This is a genomic window from Micromonospora sp. DT62 (assembly GCF_049847285.1).
In the GTDB taxonomy this organism is placed as follows: Bacteria; Actinomycetota; Actinomycetes; order Mycobacteriales; family Micromonosporaceae; genus Micromonospora; species Micromonospora reichwaldensis.
On sequence record NZ_JBNCOB010000023.1, the window covers coordinates 13,897 to 34,044 of the forward strand.

The following is a 20,148-nucleotide window of genomic DNA, read 5'->3' on the forward strand; positions in this document are numbered from 1 at the left end:
CTGATCGCTGTCCTGGTCTCCTGTCTGACCGTGGCCCTGTCGGCTGTGCCGGCACACGCCGCCGCCCAGGTCAGGGTGCACGTACCCAGTGGACTCCCGCTGAACATCCGCAATGCCCCGTCGTTGAGCGCAGCGGTGATCGGCAGTGTCCCCAACGGCAACACCGTCACCATCACCTGCCACGTCCGAGGCGACTCCGTCCAGGGCTTCGCCGGCGTCACCAACATCTGGAACAAGCTCTCGGGCGGCGGGTGGCTCACCGACGGATTCCTGGAGACCGGCTCGAACGGCCCGGTCGTCCCGCTCTGCAGTAGCTCCGCCCAGTTCAAGCTGCCGTTCCCGGCCGGACACGCCTACCCGATCACCCAGGCGGCGGGCAGCAGCTTCTCCCACAACGACGTCTACAACCGGCACGCCATCGACTTCGGCACGCCGGTGGGCGTGCCGATCCTCGCGTCCGCCGCGGGCACCATCCGCTTCGAGGGCTGGGCGGGCGGCGGCGGGATCATGGCGCTCGTCGACCACGGCAACAACCGGTGCTCCCAGTACGCCCACCTGAGTGCCACGATCATCAACAACGGTGACCGCGTGGCGCAGGGACAGCGGATCGGCACCTCCGGGGCGACCGGCAACGTGACCGGCCCGCACCTGCACTGGAACATCGTCAACTGCGACACCCAGACCAGCCGCGAGATCCCCAACAGCGTCGAGGTCGGCACCAACTACGTGGTGGGTACGGCGCCGGTCAGCCGCAACGGCTGAACCGACCCGACCGGCCACACCGGACAGGCGGGCGGGGACTCCGGACGGTGTCCCAGCCCGCCTGTTTCGGGGCGTGCCGGCTGTGCGCACGACAGGTTCAGATCGCGCCCGTCACGACGGGGAGCGGGCGAGCGGGTCTCAGGGGACGAGGGCTGCCGGGCAGTGCGCGAGCAGCTCCGTCGGGGCGTGCACGACCAGGTCGGGGCCGGCGGCGAGCAGCGCGGCGACGTCCCCGCCGTGCCAGGTGGTGGCCACGGCGGTCGCCCCGGCGCCCCGGCCGCTGAGCAGGTCGATGACCGCGTCGCCGACCATCATCGCCTGGCTGGGCGGCACGTCGAGGTGGCCGAGCGCCTGGAGCACGATGTCCGGCGCGGGCTTCGGGCGGGCCACCTCGTCGGAGCCGATCACCTGGCCGAAGAGGCCCAGCACGCCGAGCTGGTCGAGCAGGGAGCGGGCCCGGGGGCCGGCCTTGCCGGTGGCGATCGCCATCCGGATCCCCCGGGAGTGCAGCGTCTCCAGGGTCTCCCGGACGCCGGGGAAGAGCGGCACCAGGTGGGCCATCCGGTAGCTCTCCCGGACGAACGGCTCCTCCATCTCCAGGGGCAGCCCCATCAGCCGCATGATGTCCGGGAAGTACCGGCCCATGTGCCGGTTGTACTCCTCGAACGGCGCCGGCCCGTCGCCCACCACCTCGGCGTACGCGATGCTGAACGCCTCACGCATGACGGCCGAGCTGTCGACGATGACGCCGTCGAGGTCGAACACGACCGCGCGGATCGGGCCGCGGCCCGGCGACGGCGGGGTCACCTCGACGGTGGACGATGGATGGCTCATGGCTGCTCCCGGAAGCGAGTGTGGCCGACGGTGGTTCTCACCGGTCGCGATGGCCCGCCAGCGCGTGCTGCCGCTCCGGCGCGGTGGGCCGGGCGGACTGGTAGATCCGTTCGATGATGTCGATGGTCCGGCGCGCCTCGGCGACGGCCGCGCCCCGCGACGCCGGGTCGGCGAGCAGCGCGGGCAGCTCGTCGAGCTGGCGGTCGTACTCGGCGCCGATCGGCTCCTCGGGCAGCGACAGCCGGACGGTCTCGCCGTCCCGGGTGCGGGTCAGCACCGGCGCCGGCTCCCGGTTGGGGCTGAAGCCGAACGTGCAGCGCAGCGTCGCCGACCCGGCGGCGCCGTGCACGGTGACGGTGGTGCGGTCCAGCGACTCGTGCGAGGCCCAGCAGGCGTGCAGGGCGACCGAGGCCCCCTCGGCGGTGAGCAGGAAGCCCCGGGCGGTGTCCTCGACGTCCCCGGGGGCGCGACCACCGGCGCCGGTGTCGCTGCGCCAGGCGGCGTGGGCGGCGCTGTCGTTGACGAAGTCGTCGGAGACGCTGCCGATGGCGTGGGTGACCTGGGTCGGACCGAGCATCGGCAGCACCGTGTCGAGCAGGTGCCAGCCGAGGTCCACCAGCGCTCCCCCGCCCGAGAGGTCGCGCCGGGTGAACCAGCCGCCCGCGTCGGGCACCCCCCGGGCGCGGACCCAGGCCACGTCGACGTGCCGGATCCGGCCCAGCTCGCCGGCCACCCCGGTCAGGGCCCGGATGTCGGCCCGGTAGCGGGCGGCGCTGCCGGCCAGCAGCATCGCGCCGCCGTCGCGTTCCGCGTCGGCCAGCAGGGTCGCCTCGGCGGAGGTCAGGCAGACCGGCTTCTCCAGGAACACCGGTACGCCCCGGCGCAGCAGCCGGACGGCGACGCTGGCGTGCAGGTGGTTCGGTACGGCGACCACCACCAGGTCGACCGCCCCGGCGGGAAGGTCGTCGACGTCGGCGTACGCGGACGGGACGTCGTGGGTGGCGCGGGCCCGGTCGCGTACGCCGGGCTCCGGGTCGACCACGGCGGTCACCTCGAAGCCCGGATGCGCGGCGAGCCGGGGCAGCCAGATCTCCCGCCCGGCCCACCCGAGGCCGGCCACCGCGACCCGCACCGGTCGGTCGGGCGCGGCGGCCGGGGGCAGGGCCGTCATCCGGCGAGGACGTCGGCGAGCACGGCGGCGATCTCGTGCATCTGCTGCTCCGTGCCGAGCAGGGTGCGGTGGTGCAGCCAGATGCAGTCGGAGTGGATCTGCTCGACGTTGGGGCAGCGGGCCGCGATCGCCTCGACCGACTCGTCGGGGGCGCCGGCCTTCCAGAAGCCCTCGCACCGGTAGATCGCCCGGAACGCCACGAACGCCGGGACGCCCCGGGCGATGAGCGCGTCCACCACGGCACGGCGGCGCTCGATGGTGATCCCGGGGACGCGGAACATCGCCATGTAGTGCGGGTTGCGGTCGGTACGGGGGTCGGTGGTCTGCGGCACCACGCCGGGGATCTCGGCGAGCAGGCTCGACAGCAGCGGCCAGCGCTGCTCGCGCAGCGCGATCTGGTCGTCCAGGCGGGACAGCTGGGCGCGCAGCACGGCGGCGGTGAACTCACCCATCCGGTAGTTCGAGCCGGTGGTGCCGTGCAGGTAGTCCCGGTCGGTGCGGGGCCGGCCGCAGCTGTGCACGAGGAACGCCCGCTCGCGCAGCTCCTCGTCGGGGAAGAGCACCGCCCCGCCCTCGCCGGCGGTCATCAGCTTGCCGTTCTGGAAGCTGAACGCCGCCACCGAGCCGAGCGCCCCGGACCGCTTGCCCTGCCACTGCGCGCCGTGGGCGTGCGCCGCGTCCTGGAGCACCGCCACCCCCGCGTCGGCGGCGACCTTGTCCAGCGCGTCCATGTCGGCGAACTGGCCGGCCATGTGCACCGGCATGACGACCTTGGTGCGGGGGGTGATCGCGGCCTCGACGGCGGCCGGGTCGATGCAGTAGGTGTCGAGGTCGACGTCGACCGGCACGGCGACCGCGCCGAGGCGCTGCGCGGCCAGCGAGGACGAGATGAACGTGAAGGCCGGGACGATCACCTCGGTGCCCGGCCCGACGCCGAGCACCTCCAGGGCGACCTCGAGGGCGTGGGTGCCGTTGGTGACGGCGAGCGCGTGCGGCGTGCCGTGGTAGTCACCGAACTCCTTCTCGAAGGAGTCGACCTCGCTGCCGCCCATCCGCCACCACTGGCCCTGTTCGAGGGCGCGGATCAGTCCGGCGCGCTCCTCGTCGCCGAACTGCGGCCACTCGGGGAACTCCGACACCGTCGAGGGCTGACCACTCATGACTTCCCACTTCCCAACTCGGGCAGACCAGGGGCTTCGCCGGACCATCGGGCGGGACGACCGGGTACCGCCGGCACGCGGTCCGGGCGCACCGGGGCGCCGATGGCCGGTTCGAGGTAGGTGACGCTTCCGTTGGAGTCGGCGGCGTCGCTTCGGCAGGGAGGACGGTAACCGAAGCGGACGCGCGGTCACCGCCCCTAACAGCCCCTAGCCACCCCTTAGTCCGCCGCGCCACGGCCACCGCCGGTTCGCCCGGCGTCGCGGGCGTAGTAAGACTGCGGTGGACCAGTCATCGGGCCTTGTCGGGACAGGGCCACGCCCCGCGAGGTGAAGTGTGTCGGACGTGTTGCTGCTGAACGGCCCGAACCTGGGCATCCTCGGCCGACGGGAGCCGGAGATCTACGGCACCGACACCCTGGACGACATCGAACGGGCCGTCGGCGAGGAGATCGCGGGACGGGGCTGGCGGGTGGTGGCCGAGCAGCACGACTGCGAGGGCGCCCTGATCCGCGCCATCCAGGACAACTACGACACCGTGGGCGCCATCGTCAACCCGGGTGCCCTGATGATCGCGGGCTGGAGCCTGCGCGACGCGCTGGCCAACTATCCCCGGCCCTTCGTCGAGGTGCACCTGTCCAACGTCTGGGCCCGGGAGAGCTTCCGGCACGACTCGGTGATCGCCCCGCTGGCCAGCGGCGTCATCGTCGGGCTCGGGTCGCTGGGCTACCGCCTGGCCGCCCGCGCACTCGTCGCGACCGTCCGATGACGACCCGGCACCGCACCGGCCGGCCCGATCGGCGTCGATGCGCCAGCGGTACGGTCGTCCGCACGTTCCGACTCTTCCCGAAGGACATCACGTGCACATTCCCATCCTCGTCCTGACCCTCATCCTCGCCGCGGTGTTCCTGGGCACCGCCGTGCCGAAGCTCACCGGGCAGGCGCAGATGCGCGAGCGGATGGACCACCTCGGCGTCTCGCCCGGGCTGACGCGCCTGCTCGGGGTGCTGGAACTCGCCGCGGTCGCCGGGCTGCTGCTCGGCCTGCTCTGGGCGCCGCTGGGCATCGCGGCGGCGATCGGCCTCGCCCTGCAGATGGTGGGCGCGGTGGTCTACCACGCCCGCGCGAAGGACCCGGCCCCGATGACCCTGACGCCGGTGATCTTCGCCCTGGCGGCCGTCGCGCTCGTGGTCCTGCACGTGCTTGAGGGCTGAGGCGCGGGCGTGACCGGTCCGCAGCGGGGCGACGGCGTGCTCGGTGTCGACGTCGGCGGCACCAAGGTGGCGCTGCGCGCGGAGGCGCCCGGACGGCCGGCGTACGACCGGACCTTCCGCTGGCCACGCGGCGCCGACCCGGCCGCGGACCTGGCCGCGCTGGCCGCCGAGGCGGACCGGCTGCGCGAGGCGTGGGGACCGGTGGGCGCGGTCGGGGTGGCGATGCCGGCGACCACGGACCCGGCGGGCACCGTCACCACCTGGCCCGGCCGGCCCGGTTGGGCGGGGCTGGACCTCGCCGGTGCGCTGCGCCGCCTCTTCCCCGACGCGGCGACGGCCGTCGCCGACGACGGTGACCTCGCCGCGCTGGCCGAGGCCCGGCACGCCGGCCGGGACGACGTGGTCTACCTGGGCGTCGGCACCGGGATCGGCGGCGGCGTGGTGCTGGCGGGGCGGTCGGTGCCCGGCCGTTCCTCCGCCGAGATCGGTCACATGCTCGTCGCCCTCGACGGCGAGCGCTGCGACTGCGGCCGGCGCGGCTGTCTCCAGTCGATCGCGTCCGGCCCGGCCACCCTGCGCCGGGCGGGCGCCGGGCGCGGCGCCGAGGTGAGCTTCGACGACCTGCGGGCGGGGCTCGACGAGCGCCGGCCGTGGGCGGTGGCCGCGGTCGACGCGAGCTGCCGGGCGCTGGCGGCGGCGGTCGTCAGCCTCGGCGAGCTGCTGGACCCGGCGCTGGCGATCGTCGGCGGCGGGTTCGCCGCCGGCCTGCCCGACTTCGTGCCGCTCGTCGCCGAGCGGGCCCGCGCCGCCGGCCGGCCCGGGCGGCCGGCGCCGCCGGTGCGGGCCGCCGCCCTGGGCGGATTGTCGTCCCTGCACGGCGCGGTGGAACTGGCCCGTGGCCTGACCGGCCCGCCGGCCCCCGCGCGTTCCACCCCCACCCTGTAGAGGAGATCAGCCATGGTCAGGATCGGTGTCATCGTCGGCAGCACGCGGCCCGGCCGCAAGGCCGACGCCGTGGCCCGCTGGGTGACCGACGTCGCCGCCAAGCGGGGCGACGCCACGGTCGAGCTGGTCGACATCGCCGACTACGGCCTGCCGCACTTCGACGAGATGCTGCCGCCGTCGATGGCGCCGTCGAGGCGCCCCGCCGTACGTCGTTGGGCGTCGACCGTCGCCACGTTCGACGGCTTCGTCTTCGTCACCCCGGAGTACAACCACTCGATCCCGGGCGCGCTGAAGGACGCCGTCGACTTCCTGTTCAAGGAGTGGCAGCACGCCTCCGCCGGCCTGGTCAGCTACGGCGTGCACGGCGGCACGCGGGCGGCGGAGCACCTGCGGCTGGTGCTCGGGCAGCTCGGCGTGGCCGACGTCCGGTCCCAGGTCGCGCTCTCCCTGACGACGGACTTCGTCAACTTCCGCGACTTCCGGCCGGCGGCGCACCACGAGCAGGCCCTCAACACCATGCTCGACGAGGTGGTCGCCTGGGCCGGCGCACTGCGGACGCTCCGCCGGAGCTGACCCGGCACCGTCCAGCCCGGACCCCGACACCGTCCGGCCCGACCCGGCACCGTCCAACCCGGACGCCGACGCAGTCGGGCCGGACGCCGACGCTGCGGCTGGCGGCGTCGGCTCGCCGGAGCGGAACGGGTCGGGTCGGCGCTCAGCCGGCCCGCTCGGCGCGGCGCAGCAGCGCGGCGGCCACGCAGCCGCCCGCGAAGACGGCCACGGCGCCGACCGTCTGCCCGGTCTCCAGGGCGGAGCGGAACGCGTCGGAGACGAGCGCGCGCTCCGGCTCGCTCCGCGCGGCGGCCAGCGCGGCGGGGAACGATCCGGCGCCGGCCACGGCGGCGGGCAGCAGCGCGGCGAAGCGGGCGTTGAGGATCGCGCCCAGCACGGCGACGCCGAGGCTGCTGCCGACCTCCGTCATGGTGCCGTCCACGCCCGCGCCCGCCCCGGCCTTCTCCGGCGGGATGGCGCTCATCACGGCCTCGACGATGGCCGGGTTGGCCACGGCGCAGCCGGCGCCCATCACCAGCAGGCCCGGCAGCAGCACCCCGTAGCCGTCCGACGGGGCGTGGGTGATCAGGGCGAGACCGGCGGCGAGCAGCGTCATGCCGAGGGCAATCGAGTACGCCAGCCCGAGCCGGTGGATCACCCGCGCGGCGACGCCGCCCACGTTCAGCAGGACGATGGAGAGCGCGAACGGCATCATCCGCAGCCCCGCCTCCCAGGCCGGGTAGCCGCGGACGAACTGGAGGTGCTGGGTGAGCAGGAACAGCGCGCCGGTGGCGCCGAAGGTGATCAGGACGACGCCGGAGACCGCGCCCACGAAGCGGGGGTTGCGGAAGAAGTGCATGTCCAGCATGGGGTCGGCGACCCGCCGTTCCCAGGCCACGAAGGCGGCGAGCAGGAGCACCCCGGCGACCGCCGCGCCGAGCACCGGGGTGGCGGCCCAGCCGTGTTCCGGCCCGGCGATGATCGCGTAGACGACCCCGGTCAGGCCGGCCGTGGAGAGCAGCACCCCGCCCAGGTCGAGTCGGCCCTTGGCCGGCTGGCGCGACTCGGGCACCAGCGCCCACGCCGCCACCAGGCAGACCAGCACGATCGGGACGTTGACCAGGAAGATCGCCCCCCACGGCAGGTGGGCGAGGACGAGCCCGCCGAAGGGCGGCCCGGCCGCGAAGCCCAGCGCGCTCGCCGCCGCCCAGAGGCCGATCGCCCGGGACCGCTCGGCGTCGTCGAAGACCTGCATCGCCACCGCGAGGGTGGCGGTGACCAGCAGCGCGCCGCCGATCCCCATGCCGGCGCGGGCCGCGATGAGCTGGCCGCTGGACTGGGCGAGGCCGGCGGCCAGCGACCCGAGCCCGAACAGCACGAGGCCGGCCAGCAGCATCCGGCGGCGGCCGTACCGGTCGGCGGCGCTGCCCGCGGTGAGCAGCAGCCCGCACTGGACCAGCGCGTACGCGTTGATCATCCACTGCACGTCGGCGGTGCTGGCGGCCAGCTCGGTCGTGAGCACGGGGATCGCCACGGTCAGCACCGTGTTGTCGAGCACCACGGTGACCTGGGCGAGGCAGAGCACGGCGAGGATCAGCCACCGGCCCCGCACCCGGCCGTCCGCGCCGCCGGCCGGCGCCCCGGAGGGAGGGGCGAGCGTCGTCGTCATCGGGCGGCCGGGGCGAAGCGGGCGATGGGGTTGGTCAGGGTGCCGACGAGTTGCAGCGCGGCCGACGGGTCGGCGAGGTCGACCATCTGCTGGTTGTTGCGCAGCTGGAGCCGGTTCAGGCAGGACAGCGCGAACTCCGGGGCGAACAGGTCGTAGCGCCGCAGCCGCTCGGCCAGGTGCGGGACGCTGTCGGCGTAGTCGGCGGCGCACCCGGCGACCGTCCGCCAGAAGGTCTCCTCGTCCAGGACGCCCTCGGTGACGAGGATAGCGCTGAGGTAGCGCAGGAAGCCGTCGAAGACGTCGGTGAAGATGGACAGCAGCTTCATGTCCTCCGGCACGTCGGCCCTGACCCGTTCGACCAGCGGGGGCAGGTCGGCGTCCGGGTCCATCACCACGATCTCCTCGGCGATGTCCTTGAAGATCGCCCGCTCGACCGTCCCGCCGTCCAGGACGAGGATGACGTTCTCGCCGTGCGGCATGAACGCCAGGTCGTGGGCGTAGAAGCTGTGCAGCAGCGGGGTGAGGTAGGCGTCGAGGTAGCGGCGCAGCCACACCTGCGGCGCCAGCCCCGACCGGGCGATGAGCGCGGCGGCGAACGAGCGGCCCTCGCGGTCGATGTGCAGCAGGGACGCCATGGTGGCCAGTCGCCGGCCCGGCTCCAGCGCGGGCACCGGGCTCTCCCGCCACAGGGCCGCCAGCATCTTGCGGTACGGGGAGTACCGGTCGGTGGCCGCCTCGTACTCCAGGTGCCGGTACCCGACGGCGGCCCGCTCGCGGATGATCGTCAGCCCGGTGCGCTTGAGGACGTCGTCGCCGTCGATCAGGTCGGCGAGCCACTCGTTGATGGCCGGGGTGGCCGCCATGTACGCGGCGGAGAGCCCCCGCATGAAGCCCATGTTCAGCACGGACAGCGCGGTCTTGACGTAGTGCCGGGACGGGTCGGTGACGTTGAAGAAGGTGCGGATGGACTGCTGGGCCAGGTACTCGTCGGGCCCGGGGCCGAGGCACACCAGCCGGCGCTGCGCCACCTCGGCGGCGAACGTGACGGAGATCCGGTTCCACCACTGCCACGGGTGCACCGGGATGAGCAGGTAGTCGGCCGGGTCGAGGCCGAGCCCGGTCAGGGTGTCGGCGAACCCGGCGCGGGTCTCCTCGTCGAGTTCGGCGCGGATCAGGGTGTCGTAGTCGAGGTCGGCGGCGCAGCTGAAGCTCGTCCGGTCGCGGTGCCCGGCCACCCAGAGCAGCCGCAGCGGCCGGCCGGCCTCCGGGGCGTACGCCCGGTATTCGTCGATGCCGAAGCCGATGCGGCCGTTGTTGGCGACGAAGCCCGGGTGGCCCTCGGTCATCTGGGTCTCGATGGCCTGGAAGTCCGCGTCGGCGAGCTCGGCGGCGCTGACCGCCGGCTTGTCGAGCTTGTACGCGGTGCTGGCCAGCGTGGAGCTGATCTCCTCCAGGTAGACGGGGAGGATCTGGTCGCTCAGCCCGAGCGCCCCGCGCAGGTCGAGGCAGAACTCCAGGGCGTCCAGCGGCAGCTCGGCGTCGCCGCGGTGGCGGGTGATGCTGTCGGCATCGATGCGCCAGTGGTCCAGGGCCAGCAGGCTCGCGGTGAACCGGTAGACGACCTCGCCGTCGTCGCCGCGCACCTGGTACCGCCGCTCCCCCGCCTCGGAGCCGGCGGAAGCGGGCTCGCCGGCCTGGCCGGCGTCGAGCGGCTCGGGCGCGAGCAGGCGCTCGTGGGCGAACTCGGCCAGCGCCTTGCGGACCAGCAGCCGGTTGGCGTACGCCCAGTTGGCGGGCGTCAGGTGGGCCACGGATGCGAGCGGGTTCACGCGGGCACGTCTCCTCGGGTTGCGGCGTCGAACTGGTCACGGGTGCAGACGCTGAGCAGCGCGTCCTTCTCGGGCTTGCGGATCGGGCCCACCACGGTGAAGCCGACGGCCGCGTTGAGCGCGTGCACCGCCGTGTTGCGCACGTCGGGCTCCACGACGACCCGCCGGGTGGCCGGGTCGGCGAAGAGCCACGCCATCACCGTGGTGATCACCGCCCGGGTGAAGCCGTGCACCGGCGCGTCGGCGGGCGCGCAGAGGAAGTGCATGCCGACGTCGCCGTCCGCCGCGTCGTACAGGCCGACGAGTTCGACGTGGGCGGGGTCGTACCGCTCGGCGAGGAAGGCCGGTCGGCCCTCGTGCAGGCCGAGGAACGCGTCGTGGTGCGGGTGCGCGGCGATCCGCCGGTACTCCTCGGCGACCCGGGCCACGTCGGCGTCCTGCATGAGCCAGAACGCCGCCTTCGGGTGGGTCACCCAGCGGTGCAGCAGCGGCGCGTCGGCGTCCGGGTCGAGCGTACGCAGGGCGAACTCGCCGAGCCGGCCGTCGACGCGGCGGTGGACGGCCTCGGTCACGACGCGGCCCCGGCCGGCGCGCCGAACTCCTGGAAGGCGATGCCCTTCTCGATCGGGTAGTGCTCGCGGCCCAGCAGCTCGCGGATGATCCACGAGTTGCGGTACGGGCCCATGCCCAGGTCGGGCGAGGTGACGCTGTGCGTGTGGGTGCCGGCGTTCTGCAGGAAGATGCCCCGGCCGGTGTGGTCGATGCTGTAGTTGCGGGCCACGTCGAAGCGCCCGTGCGCGTCCCAGCGGATCCGGTCGCGCACCGGCTCCAGGAACTCCGGCACCCGGTAGTGGTAGCCGGTCGCCAGCACCAGCCCCTCGGTGTCCAGCGTGAAGTCGCGCTCCTGCTCGACGTTGCGCAGCCCCAGCGTGTACGTCCCGCTCGACTCGTCGTGGGTGGCGGTGGTCAGCGCGGTGTTGGTCAGCAGCCGGGTGCGGACCGGGCCGGGGATGCTCTTGGCGTAGAGCAGGTCGTAGATCTCGTTGATCAGGTCGGCGTTGATGCCCTTGAACAGCCCCTTCTGCTCGGACTCCAGCCGGTAGCGGGTGGGCTCCGGCAGGGCGTGGAAGTAGTCCACGTAGTCCGGCGAGGTCATCTCGAGGGTGAGCTTGGTGTATTCGAGGGGGAAGAACCGGGGCGACCGGGTCACCCAGTTGAGCTGGTAGCCGCACGTGTCGATGTCGCCGAGCAGGTCGTGGTAGATCTCGGCCGCGCTCTGCCCGCTGCCGACCACGGTGATGCTCCGCTTCGCGCGCAGCGCCGCCCGGTGCTCCAGGTACCGCGAGTTGTGGATGGCGTCGCCGCCGAGGCCCGCGCAGGCGTCCGGCAGGTACGGCGGGGTGCCGGTGCCGAGCACCAGGTGCCGGGCCCGGTAGGTGACCGACTCGCCCGTGGCCGCCACCGTGGCCGTGACGGTGTAGTGCTCGTCGGCCGGGTCGAACCCGACCGCCGTGACCTGCTGACCGAACCGGACACTGCCCAACTTGCCGGCGGCCCAGCGGCAGTAGTCGTCGTACTCGCTGCGCAGCGGGAAGAAGCTCTCCCGGATGTAGAACGGGTACAGCCGCCCGGACTCCTTGAGGTAGCTCAGGAAGGAGTACGGCGAGGTCGGGTCGGCGAGCGTGACCAGGTCGGCGATGAACGGCGTCTGGAGCCGGGTCGACTCCAGCAGCATCCCGGGATGCCAGCTGAAGGTGTCCCGCGCCTCCAGGAAGATCCCGTCGAGCTCGTCGATCGGCTCGGTCAGGCAGGCCAGGCCCAGGTTGTACGGGCCCAGCCCGACGGCGATGAAGTCGTGCGTCGACATGCGGTTCTCCAGAGCGGGGGGCGGATCGTCAGCCGACTGGGCAGGACAGCTCGGCGGTGGCCCTGGTCTGGGCGTACCAGCCGGCGTGTTCGGCGATGAGATCGAGGACGTGGGCGATGTCGTCCATCGTGGTCTCGGGGTTGAGCAGGGTGAGCTTGAGGTAGTGCGCGCCGTCGACCTTGGTCCCGGCGACGAGCCCGGCGCCGGAGGCGGCCAGCGCCTCGCGGGCGTACAGGTTGGCGTCGTCGACGACCTCCCGGCCGGCGGCGGCCGGCAGGTAGCGGAAGACCACGGTGCTCAGCTGCGAGCGGGTCACCACCTCGAAGCGGGGGTCCCCGGTGAGCAGCTGCCACGCGGCGGCGGCGCGGTCGACCACCTCGTCGAAGAGCTCGCCGATCGCGTCCGGTCCCATGATCCGCAGGGTCAGCCAGAGCTTGAGGGCGTCGAAGCGGCGGGTGGTCTGGATGCTCTTGTCGACCTGGTTGGGGATGCGCTGCTCGACCATCCGCGCCGGGTTGAGGTAGTCGGCGTGCCAGGTGGCGTGCCGCAGCACGCGCCGGTCGCGCACCAGCAGCGCGCTGGAGCTGACCGGCTGGAAGAACGACTTGTGGTAGTCGACGGTGACCGAGTCGGCCCGCTCGATGCCGTCGAGCAGGTGCCGCCGGGTCGGCGACACCAGCAGCCCGCAGCCGTACGCGGCGTCGACGTGCAGCCAGACGCCGGCGGCGGCGCAGATGTCGGCGATCTGCGGCAGCGGGTCGATGGTGCCGAAGTCGGTGGTGCCTGCGGTGGCGACGACGGCCATCACCGTCAGCCCCTCCTCCCGGCACCGGGCGATCTCCCGGGCCAGGTCGGCGGTGCGCATCCGCCGGTCGGCGTCGGTGGGGACGGTGACCACCGCGTCGGCGCCGAGGCCGAGCAGCTTGGCCGCCTTCTGCACGCTGAAGTGACCGGCCGCCGAGGTGATGATGCGCAGTCGCGACAACAGCTCGGGCCGGGACTGCCGCTCGGTCGTCCGGCCGACGAGGTTCGCGCAGGTCTCCTCGCGGGCCAGCAGCATCGCCTGGAGGTTGGACTGGGTGCCGCCGCTGGTGAAGATGCCGTCGGCGGCCGGCCCCAGGCCGATCCGGTCGGCGGTCCAGTCGATGAGCCGGCGCTCGATCAGGGTGCCGCCGGCGCTCTGGTCCCAGGTGTCCAGCGAGGAGTTGACGGCGCTGAGCACCGCCTCGCCGAGCAGCGCGGGGATGACCACCGGGCAGTTGAGGTGCGCGAGGTAGCGGGGGTGGTGGAAGTAGACGGCGTCGCGCAGGTAGACGTCGTGCAGCTCGTCGAGCGCGGCGCCGCTGTCGCCCAGCGGCCGGTCCAGGTCGATGCCGGCGATCCGCGGCACCAGCTCGTCCGGTGTCACGCCGGTGAACGGCCGGTCCACCTCGGCCATCCGCGTCGCGACCCGGCCGATCCCCTCGGCCAGCACGCGCCGGTAGTCCTCCACCGTGCCGGCGGTGAGGAGGTGGGCGCGGGCGCCCTCGGAGGCGGGGGTCACCCCGGTCGAAGGCACCTGGACGGCGGATCCGGGCAGGCTCATGCGGGTCCTCAACGGTCGGGAATGGACGGTACGGCGAGATGGCGGGATGTCACCATCCGCCCGCATCCGGTGATCGAGCGAGCTTAGGTTACCCTAACCTAACGAGGTGTCAACATCGTTGCCCACATTGAGCGATATCACTCAGCCGGACACCTTCGACAACTCGCGCTCCCCCGGCACCGCAACGGATCGGGGCGGGAACCGCCGCTGGTGCCCGAGGCCCAGCGCGACGCCCAGCGCCACCAGGACGACGGAGGCCACCGCGACCGCGGGATAGCCGAACACCTCGGCCGCGGCCAGCGCGACGGAGGCCGCCACGAACGAGCAGACCAGCCCGAACGACGACAGCACCGTGAAGTCCGTACCGCCCGTGCCGGGCCGGGAGTAGTCCATGTTGACCGTGTAGAGCACGACGTTGGCGATCGTGTAGGCGGCCATGAAGCAGCAGAGCGCGGCGACCGTCCCGGCGAGCGGGGCCCGGCCGTTCAGCAACGGCAGCAGCATCGCCGTGGACAGCGCGAGCGCCACTCCCCCGGCGACGAGCACGCGACCTCGCCCGAACCGGCCGATCGCGGCTCCGGAGACCAGGCCGGCCACGATGGCCGGCAGGCTGGTCACCACGCCGGTCACCACGCCGATGCGCGCCAGGGACCAGTCCGCGTCCACCAGGGCCGGCGTCACCAGGGCGTACGTCGCGCCCGCGCCGATGTAGACCAGCGGCACCACCCCGAAGGTCCACCGGCGGCAGCCGGGCTGACCCAGCACCGACAGCAGCGCCCGGTACGCCGCACCGGCGCTGGCGACGCGGTCGGTGCGGTCCGGCTCCCGGAACCGCCACACCACCAGCAGGCCGACGGCGGTCAGGGCGGCGAGCAGCAGGATCGCGGGCGCCCAGCCGAACCGGTCGTAGACGACCACGCAGGCGCCGCCGCCGAGCAGGTTGCCGACGTAGCTCGCGGCGACCTGGATGCCGTTGCCGGTCCCCCGCGAGCGCTCGGAGAGCAGCCGGACGGCGACGGCGTCGACGGCGATGTCCTGCGTCGCGGAGAGGAACACGTACGCGACGCAGATCGCGACGACCGGGCCGAGCTGCGCGGCCGGGCGGTCGAACGGCAGCAGCGCCAGCAGGGCCAGCACCAGGCCGCCCTGGAGCACCAGCAGCCAGGACCGGTAGTGACCACGGTGGCGGGAGCCGTACCGGTCGAGGACGGGCGCCCAGAGGAACTTGATCGGCCAGACCAGGCCGACGAACTGCAACAGCGCCAGCGTGTCGAGGGAGGTGCCGCCGTCGCGCAGGATGGCGGTCAGCCCGACGGTGATGAAGCCGATGCCGAGGTACTGCGTGACGTAGAGCGCGGTCAGCGTGCCGAGCCGACCTCTCACCGGGCGCTCCAGTAGGCCAGCGAGGTGAGCTGGTGCTTGCCGACGCCCAGCGTCCGCCGTACGTGCTTGGTGATGCCGCGCGTGCTGGCCGCCTCGCAGGCCACCCAGTAGTGGGCGTCCTCGGCGGCGGGCAGGGCCGCGCAGACGGTCTCGACCAGGTGCTGGCCCTCGTCGCGGCGCGGCACCCAGGTGACCTGGTGCCTGGCGTGGGCGCGTGGCGCCAGTTCCTTCTCGCCCTCGTGGGCGTACTCCAGCCAGACCGTCGCCGGGGTGTCGGGGGCCGCGGCGAGCAGGCTGTTCACCGCCGGAAGCGAGGCGGCGTCGCCCACCAGGTACAGGTGCTGCGGGGCGGGGTCCGGCAGGTTGAAGGCGGTGCCCTGCACGGTGGCCTCGATGGTGTCGCCGGCCCGGGCGGCGGCGGCCCACCGGGCGGCGCATCCGTCGTGGATGGCGAACTCCAGGTCGAAGCGGCCGGTCTCCGGGTCGGGGTCGACGAGGGTGTACGCGCGCTGGTGCGGCTTGCCCTCGTTGTCGAACCACAGCCGCACCCACATGGTGGGGTGCACGCCGCATGCCTCCAGCAGCCCGCCGCCGTCCATGCGCAGTCGACGGTAGTGCTCGCCGACGGCCTCGGTGCCGAGCACGGTCAGCCGGAATTCGCGGCCGCCCATCGCCTTGAGCACCAGCGCTTCCCAGTTTCGCTTCACGCACCCCTCCAGGTAAGGTCTGCCTCAGTTAGGGGAGGGTAGCCTAAGTTGACATTCCTGTGGCAGGTGGGACGACCGCTGATCCGCCCGGCGCGACGATGACCGGCATCCATCGCGACCGGTGGGGTGTCCCGCACCTGCGCGCCGGCAGCGTCGACGGGCTCGCCCGGTTGCAGGGGCGGGTCGCCGCCGTCGACCGCGCGTGGCAGGTCGAAGTGGAGCGGTGGCGCTCCGAGGGTCGGCTCGCCGAGCACGTCGGCCCGGCCGAACTGGGCTGGGACCGCTTCGCCCGCCGGGCCCGTCTCGACGCCACCGCCCGGCGCTGCTTCGAGGGGCTCGCCCCCGCCACCCGGCGGTGGGTCACCGCCTACGTCGACGGGGTCAACGAGGGGCTCGCCGAGGGCGCCGCCGCGGCACCCGAGTTCGCGGCGGTCGGCTGCGCCCCGGGCCGGTGGCGGCCGTGGTCGCCGCTGGGGGTCTTCCTCGTCCAGCACGTGCTCTTCTCCACCTTCCCCAACAAGCTGTGGCACGCCCATGTCGCCGCCACCCTCGGCCCGTCCGCGACCGACCTGTTCGCCGTCGAGGGCCCCGACGGGTCGGGCAGCAACGCCTGGGCCGTACCCGGGGACCCCGGCACCGGACGGGCGCCCGTCATCGCCGGCGACCCGCACCGCATCCTCGAACTGCCCGGCATCTACCAGCAGGTGCGCCTCGCCTGCCCCGAGTTCGACGTGTTCGGCTTCGCGTTCCCCGGCGTGCCCGGCCTCCCCCACTTCGGACACGCCGGCGAGGTCGCCTGGGCGGTCACCAACGCGATGGCCGACTACCAGGACCTCTACCGCGAAGAGTTGCGCCGCGACGGCGACCGGGTGCTGGTCCGCGAGGCGGACGGCTGGGCACCGGCGCACCGGCACGTCGAGCGGATCGAGGTCCGCGGCGGCGAACCGGAGTCCGTGGAGGTGATCGAGACGCCGCGCGGGCCGGTCGTCGACCACGACCGGAACACCGGCGAGGCGATCAGCCTGCGTACTCCCAGCCGGGTCGAGCAGCGCCTGGGCTTCGACGCGCTGCTGCCGCTGCTGCGCGCCCGCAGCGCCGACGACGTGGCCGACGCGCTGCGCGACTGGGTCGAGCCGGTCAACAGCGTCCTGGTCGCCGACCGGCGCGGAACGGTCCACCAGTTGGTCGCCGGCCTCGTCCCGCTCCGCGACGACCGGTGCCGCCGGGAGCCGGTGCCCGGCGACGATCCCCGGTACCGGTGGCACGGCGGCTACGCCGAGCCGCGCCGCACCACCGTCGACGGGTTCGCGGTCTGCGCCAACGACCGCCGCCCCGACGTGGCGGACCTCGGCACCGGCTTCGCCCCGCCGCACCGGGCCCGCCGCATCCGCGCCCTGCTCGCCGACGGCGCCCGGACGGAGGCCGTACACATGGACACCCGGCTGGCGGCCGGGGCGCTGCGCGGCCTGCTCGACCGGGTCGACCCCGGCGGGCTCAGCGGGCCGGCCCGGCGGCTGCGGGACCGGCTGACCACGTGGGACGGGCACATGCGGGCCGACAGCGCCGACGCTGGCGCCTGGGCCGCCTGGCGCGCGGCCCTGGCCCGCCGGCTGTACGACCACCCGTGCCTGCGCCCGCTGCGCGACGCTCCGAGCGCGTTCGACGGCCTGTTCGCGCCGTGGACCGACCCGCTGTCCCGCATCGGGCACGCCCTGGACGGGGTGGCCACCGGGCTGCACCGCCTCGGCGGCGAGATCGGTCCCGTGGCGGCCGGGGCGCTCGAGGACGTCGCGGCGGGCGACCCGCCGGGGCCGTGGGGCCGGCGGCACGTGCTACACCCCGTCCACCTCGGCGTGGCGGCGGCCACCGACGAGGCGGTACGGGGCATGCGGGAGCGGGTCGCGCTGGCCGGCGACGCCGACTGCGTGCTGGCCACGTCGAGCGTGCCCGGCGTGTCCGACGCGTGCTGGCGGGGCCCGGTGGCCCGCTACGTGTGGGACCTGACCGACCGCGCCGAGAGCCGCTGGATCGTCCCCTTCGGCGCGTCCGGGCGCCCCGGTGACCCGCACTTCGACGACCAACTGCCTCTGTGGGCCGGCGGCGAGCTGGTTCCGGTGGTCACCGACTGGCGAGAACTCACCCCAGAACCAGGAGACGCGACACCGTGACATACCAGGAGAACATCCCCGGCTTCGGCGAGCTGTCGCTCGTCGCGCTGGACCCGAAGGCCCACGCGGAGCTGGTGCACGGCTGGGTGACCGAGCCCTGGGCGGCGTTCTGGGGCATGGGTTCGCACTCGGTCGACGAGGTGCGGGAGGTCTACGAGTTCGTCGACGGCCTCGACACCCACCACGCGTACCTGATCATGCTCGGCGACGCGCCGATCGGCCTGTTCCAGACCTACCAGCCGGAGGCGGACCCGGTCGGCGAGCGCTACACCGTGCGGCCCGGCGACATCGGGATGCACCTGCTGCTCGCTCCCGGGAGGCGCCCGCCAAAGGGCCTCACCACCGCCATCGGCCCCGCCCTCGCCCGCTACCTGTTCGCCGATCCCAGCCGGCTACGGATCGTCGTCGAGCCCGACGTCCGCAACGAGCGCGCGCTCGACCGGCTGCGGCGGGAGGGCTTCACCTTCGCCGACGAGATCGACATGCCCGACAAGCGGGCCCAGCTGGCGTTCCTGACCCGGGAGCGGTTCGAGGCGGACCACGCCGTACCCGCCTGAGCGCAACGGCCCGGACCCCGCCTGACGACGCGGCGAGGCCCCGCCGGGTGCGGCGGGGCCTCGCGCGAATACGGGATCAGGCGGTGGGGAAGTTGTCCGGCGTACGGATGCGGTCCCGGATCAGGGCGCCCGACTCGGTGAGCACGCCCGGGCCGGTGTAGGTGCTCCCGGCACAGGTGCCCGGCCGCAGCGCGGCGCTGCCCTCGGCCTTGTCCGAGTACGTCCAGTTCGCGTAGCTGATCTTGAGGCGGTCCAGCAGGTCGAGCCAGGCGTTGCTGCTGGCCGCGTCGACCCCACCGTCACCGGTGTAGTCCACCGTGCCGAACTCGGTGACGAACAGCGGCAACCGGGCGGCGGCCCGCTCCACCTCGGCCCGGTAGTTGTCCCGGTGGGACGCGGCGTAGAAGTGGAACGTGTACATCACGTTGGTCGCGTTCACCGGGTTGTTGATGACCTCGTTGGCGTTGGAGCCGTCGGAGACGCCCAGCGAGGACCAGCCGCGGGTGCCGACCACGACCACCGCGTCCGGGTCGTTGGCGCGGATCACCGGGATGACCTGCTCGGCGTAGCTCTTGATGGTCGCCCAGCTCACGCCGTTGGGCTCGTTGGCGATCTCGTAGATGACGTTCTTCTTGGCGGCGTTGCGGGCGGAGACGGCGGCGAAGAAGGTCTTGGCCCGGGCGAGGTTGTGCATCGGGTCGCCCGGCGTCAGGGTGTGGAAGTCGACAAGCGCGTACATGCCGCGCTGCTCGGCCTCGTCGACCAGGGCGTTGACCCGGTTGGTGAAGCCGGCCGGGTCGGTCTCGTAGCCGTCCTCCTGGACGTACATGGCGATGCGCAGCAGGTCGGCCCGCCAGTCGTCGGCCAGCGCGTCGAGGGAGGCGTCGTTGTAGCAGCGGGCGAACCACTGGATGCCGTGGGTGCTCATGCCGCGCAACTGGATCGGCCGGCCGTACTGGTTGCACAGGTTGGCCCCGCACACCCGCAGCTGGCCGTTGATCGCGACCGGCGTCTGACCGCCCGGCGGCGGGGTCGTGGGCGGCGGGGTGGTCGGTGGCGGGGTCGTGGGGGCCGGCGGGGTGGTCGGCGTGGTCGCGCCCGTGCAGGCGGTGCCGTTGAGGGTGAACGCCGTCGGCGCGGGGTTGGCGGCGCTCCACGTGCCGTTGAACCCGACGCTGGTCGACGCCCCGGTCGCCAGCGCGCCGTTCCAGCTCACGCTGCGCGCGGTGACGGCGGCGCCGGCCTGGCTCCAGGTCGCCGACCAGCCCTGGCCGACCCGTTGGCCGGCGTCGGGGAAGGCGAAGCCGAGCGTCCAGCCGTCGACCGCGTCGCCCAGGTTCTTGATCGTGATGTTGGCGGTGAAGCCACCGGACCAGCTGCTGGTGGTGTAGGTGACGGCGCAGCCGGTGGCGGCCTGGGCGCTGGCGACCGGGACGGCGGCCGACGCCGCGACGGTCAGCGCGCCGACCGCGCCGGCCATGACCAGGGTGCGCCGGGACGGGCGCGGTAGGAGCTTCATGCGGGTGCCTTCACTTCCGATCGGTGGTGGGGTGCCGGCAGCGCAGGGCGGCGGGACGCCACGTCCGCCCGGACGGGTACGGCAGTTCGTACGCCGACGGCCCGCAGGCGGGTCGTCGGGCCGGGAGCCTCGCGTCAGATCCCCGCCCACGGGCCCGGGAGCGCTCCCACTGACGGCAGCTTAGGCGCGCCCCGGGCTCCCCGCAACATGGACACCCGTCGACCTCTTC

Annotated in this window: 18 protein-coding genes; 7 read left to right on the forward strand and 11 right to left on the reverse strand. The window is 73.6% G+C overall.

Annotated features, from left to right (window positions below; translation table 11 throughout):
- The first annotated feature begins 30 nt into the window (after positions 1–30).
- Positions 31–762 (forward strand): peptidoglycan DD-metalloendopeptidase family protein, encoded by a 732-nt coding sequence (locus tag ACPXCB_RS25115; RefSeq protein WP_425877999.1) that lies wholly within the window; start codon positions 31–33, stop codon positions 760–762.
- A gap of 138 nt (positions 763–900) precedes the next feature.
- Here ACPXCB_RS25115 and ACPXCB_RS25120 read toward each other — a convergent pair whose 3' ends face one another.
- From ACPXCB_RS25120 to ACPXCB_RS25130, 3 genes are read right to left on the reverse strand one after another with little or no spacing between them, the layout of a single operon-like run.
- Entirely contained in the window at positions 901–1,596 is a 696-nt protein-coding gene (locus ACPXCB_RS25120; protein ID WP_425878001.1) for an HAD-IA family hydrolase, read from the reverse strand.
- Between the two features lie 37 nt (positions 1,597–1,633).
- Entirely contained in the window at positions 1,634–2,767 is a 1,134-nt protein-coding gene (locus ACPXCB_RS25125; protein ID WP_425878003.1) for a Gfo/Idh/MocA family protein, read from the reverse strand.
- Positions 2,764–3,927 (reverse strand): DegT/DnrJ/EryC1/StrS family aminotransferase, encoded by a 1,164-nt coding sequence (locus ACPXCB_RS25130; protein ID WP_425878004.1) that lies wholly within the window; start codon positions 3,925–3,927, stop codon positions 2,764–2,766. Before ACPXCB_RS25130 ends, ACPXCB_RS25125 begins: the two co-directional genes overlap by 4 nt.
- Positions 3,928–4,261: 334 nt before the next feature.
- Between ACPXCB_RS25130 and ACPXCB_RS25135 the strand changes: the two genes are divergently transcribed.
- The 4 genes from ACPXCB_RS25135 to ACPXCB_RS25150 all read left to right on the forward strand — a co-directional run bounded on the left by ACPXCB_RS25135 (position 4,262) and on the right by ACPXCB_RS25150 (position 6,656).
- Positions 4,262–4,693, forward strand: a complete 432-nt coding sequence (locus ACPXCB_RS25135) for a type II 3-dehydroquinate dehydratase (RefSeq protein ID WP_311413974.1) — start codon at positions 4,262–4,264, stop codon at positions 4,691–4,693.
- Between the two features lie 91 nt (positions 4,694–4,784).
- Entirely contained in the window at positions 4,785–5,138 is a 354-nt protein-coding gene (locus ACPXCB_RS25140) for a DoxX family protein (protein ID WP_132240772.1), read from the forward strand.
- 9 nt (positions 5,139–5,147) lie between these two features.
- Positions 5,148–6,083: an ROK family protein gene (locus ACPXCB_RS25145; RefSeq protein WP_425878007.1), complete on the forward strand. Its 936-nt coding sequence runs from the start codon at positions 5,148–5,150 to the stop codon at positions 6,081–6,083.
- A gap of 12 nt (positions 6,084–6,095) precedes the next feature.
- Positions 6,096–6,656: an NADPH-dependent FMN reductase gene (locus tag ACPXCB_RS25150; protein WP_425878009.1), complete on the forward strand. Its 561-nt coding sequence runs from the start codon at positions 6,096–6,098 to the stop codon at positions 6,654–6,656.
- A 142-nt stretch (positions 6,657–6,798) separates the two neighbouring features.
- Here ACPXCB_RS25150 and ACPXCB_RS25155 read toward each other — a convergent pair whose 3' ends face one another.
- The 7 genes from ACPXCB_RS25155 to ACPXCB_RS25185 all read right to left on the reverse strand — a co-directional run bounded on the left by ACPXCB_RS25155 (position 6,799) and on the right by ACPXCB_RS25185 (position 15,675).
- Entirely contained in the window at positions 6,799–8,304 is a 1,506-nt protein-coding gene (locus ACPXCB_RS25155) for an MFS transporter (protein WP_425878011.1), read from the reverse strand.
- Positions 8,301–10,133 carry an IucA/IucC family protein gene (locus ACPXCB_RS25160; protein ID WP_425878013.1) on the reverse strand — a complete coding sequence of 611 codons (1,833 nt, stop codon included), beginning with the start codon at positions 10,131–10,133 and terminating at the stop codon, positions 8,301–8,303. Before ACPXCB_RS25160 ends, ACPXCB_RS25155 begins: the two co-directional genes overlap by 4 nt.
- Complete coding sequence (locus ACPXCB_RS25165; RefSeq protein WP_425878014.1) at positions 10,130–10,705, reverse strand: GNAT family N-acetyltransferase; 576 nt, start codon at positions 10,703–10,705, stop codon at positions 10,130–10,132. Before ACPXCB_RS25165 ends, ACPXCB_RS25160 begins: the two co-directional genes overlap by 4 nt.
- Positions 10,702–12,000 carry a lysine N(6)-hydroxylase/L-ornithine N(5)-oxygenase family protein gene (locus tag ACPXCB_RS25170; RefSeq protein ID WP_425878016.1) on the reverse strand — a complete coding sequence of 433 codons (1,299 nt, stop codon included), beginning with the start codon at positions 11,998–12,000 and terminating at the stop codon, positions 10,702–10,704. Before ACPXCB_RS25170 ends, ACPXCB_RS25165 begins: the two co-directional genes overlap by 4 nt.
- A 28-nt stretch (positions 12,001–12,028) precedes the next feature.
- Complete coding sequence (locus ACPXCB_RS25175; RefSeq protein ID WP_425878017.1) at positions 12,029–13,585, reverse strand: pyridoxal phosphate-dependent decarboxylase family protein; 1,557 nt, start codon at positions 13,583–13,585, stop codon at positions 12,029–12,031.
- Positions 13,586–13,726: 141 nt separating this feature from the next.
- Positions 13,727–14,968 (reverse strand): MFS transporter, encoded by a 1,242-nt coding sequence (locus ACPXCB_RS25180; RefSeq protein WP_425878019.1) that lies wholly within the window; start codon positions 14,966–14,968, stop codon positions 13,727–13,729.
- Positions 14,965–15,675 carry a siderophore-interacting protein gene (locus ACPXCB_RS25185; protein ID WP_425878020.1) on the reverse strand — a complete coding sequence of 237 codons (711 nt, stop codon included), beginning with the start codon at positions 15,673–15,675 and terminating at the stop codon, positions 14,965–14,967. The genes ACPXCB_RS25180 and ACPXCB_RS25185 overlap by 4 nt, the downstream gene beginning before the upstream one ends.
- A 98-nt stretch (positions 15,676–15,773) precedes the next feature.
- Between ACPXCB_RS25185 and ACPXCB_RS25190 the strand changes: the two genes are divergently transcribed.
- Entirely contained in the window at positions 15,774–17,843 is a 2,070-nt protein-coding gene (locus ACPXCB_RS25190; RefSeq protein WP_425878021.1) for a penicillin acylase family protein, read from the forward strand.
- On the forward strand, positions 17,840–18,400 hold the full coding sequence (locus ACPXCB_RS25195; protein ID WP_425878022.1) for a GNAT family N-acetyltransferase: 561 nt from the start codon (positions 17,840–17,842) through the stop codon (positions 18,398–18,400). The genes ACPXCB_RS25190 and ACPXCB_RS25195 overlap by 4 nt, the downstream gene beginning before the upstream one ends.
- Positions 18,401–18,476: 76 nt before the next feature.
- Here the strand turns inward: ACPXCB_RS25195 and ACPXCB_RS25200 are convergent, their stop codons facing one another.
- Complete coding sequence (locus ACPXCB_RS25200) at positions 18,477–19,919, reverse strand: cellulase family glycosylhydrolase (RefSeq protein WP_425878024.1); 1,443 nt, start codon at positions 19,917–19,919, stop codon at positions 18,477–18,479.
- Between the last annotated feature and the right edge of the window lie 229 nt (positions 19,920–20,148).

Excerpts from the sequence above, each read along its gene's own strand:
- ACPXCB_RS25190 (WP_425878021.1), top strand. The coding sequence starts at position 15,774 with ATGACCGGCATCCATCGCGACCGGTGGGGTGTCCCGCACCTGCGCGCC.
- ACPXCB_RS25125 (WP_425878003.1), bottom strand. The coding sequence starts at position 2,767 with ATGACGGCCCTGCCCCCGGCCGCCGCGCCCGACCGACCGGTGCGGGTC.
- ACPXCB_RS25155 (WP_425878011.1), bottom strand. The coding sequence starts at position 8,304 with ATGACGACGACGCTCGCCCCTCCCTCCGGGGCGCCGGCCGGCGGCGCG.
- ACPXCB_RS25200 (WP_425878024.1), bottom strand. The coding sequence starts at position 19,919 with ATGAAGCTCCTACCGCGCCCGTCCCGGCGCACCCTGGTCATGGCCGGC.
- ACPXCB_RS25120 (WP_425878001.1), bottom strand. The coding sequence starts at position 1,596 with ATGAGCCATCCATCGTCCACCGTCGAGGTGACCCCGCCGTCGCCGGGC.
- ACPXCB_RS25130 (WP_425878004.1), bottom strand. The coding sequence starts at position 3,927 with ATGAGTGGTCAGCCCTCGACGGTGTCGGAGTTCCCCGAGTGGCCGCAG.
- ACPXCB_RS25170 (WP_425878016.1), bottom strand. The coding sequence starts at position 12,000 with ATGTCGACGCACGACTTCATCGCCGTCGGGCTGGGCCCGTACAACCTG.
- ACPXCB_RS25175 (WP_425878017.1), bottom strand. The coding sequence starts at position 13,585 with ATGAGCCTGCCCGGATCCGCCGTCCAGGTGCCTTCGACCGGGGTGACC.
- ACPXCB_RS25150 (WP_425878009.1), top strand. The coding sequence starts at position 6,096 with ATGGTCAGGATCGGTGTCATCGTCGGCAGCACGCGGCCCGGCCGCAAG.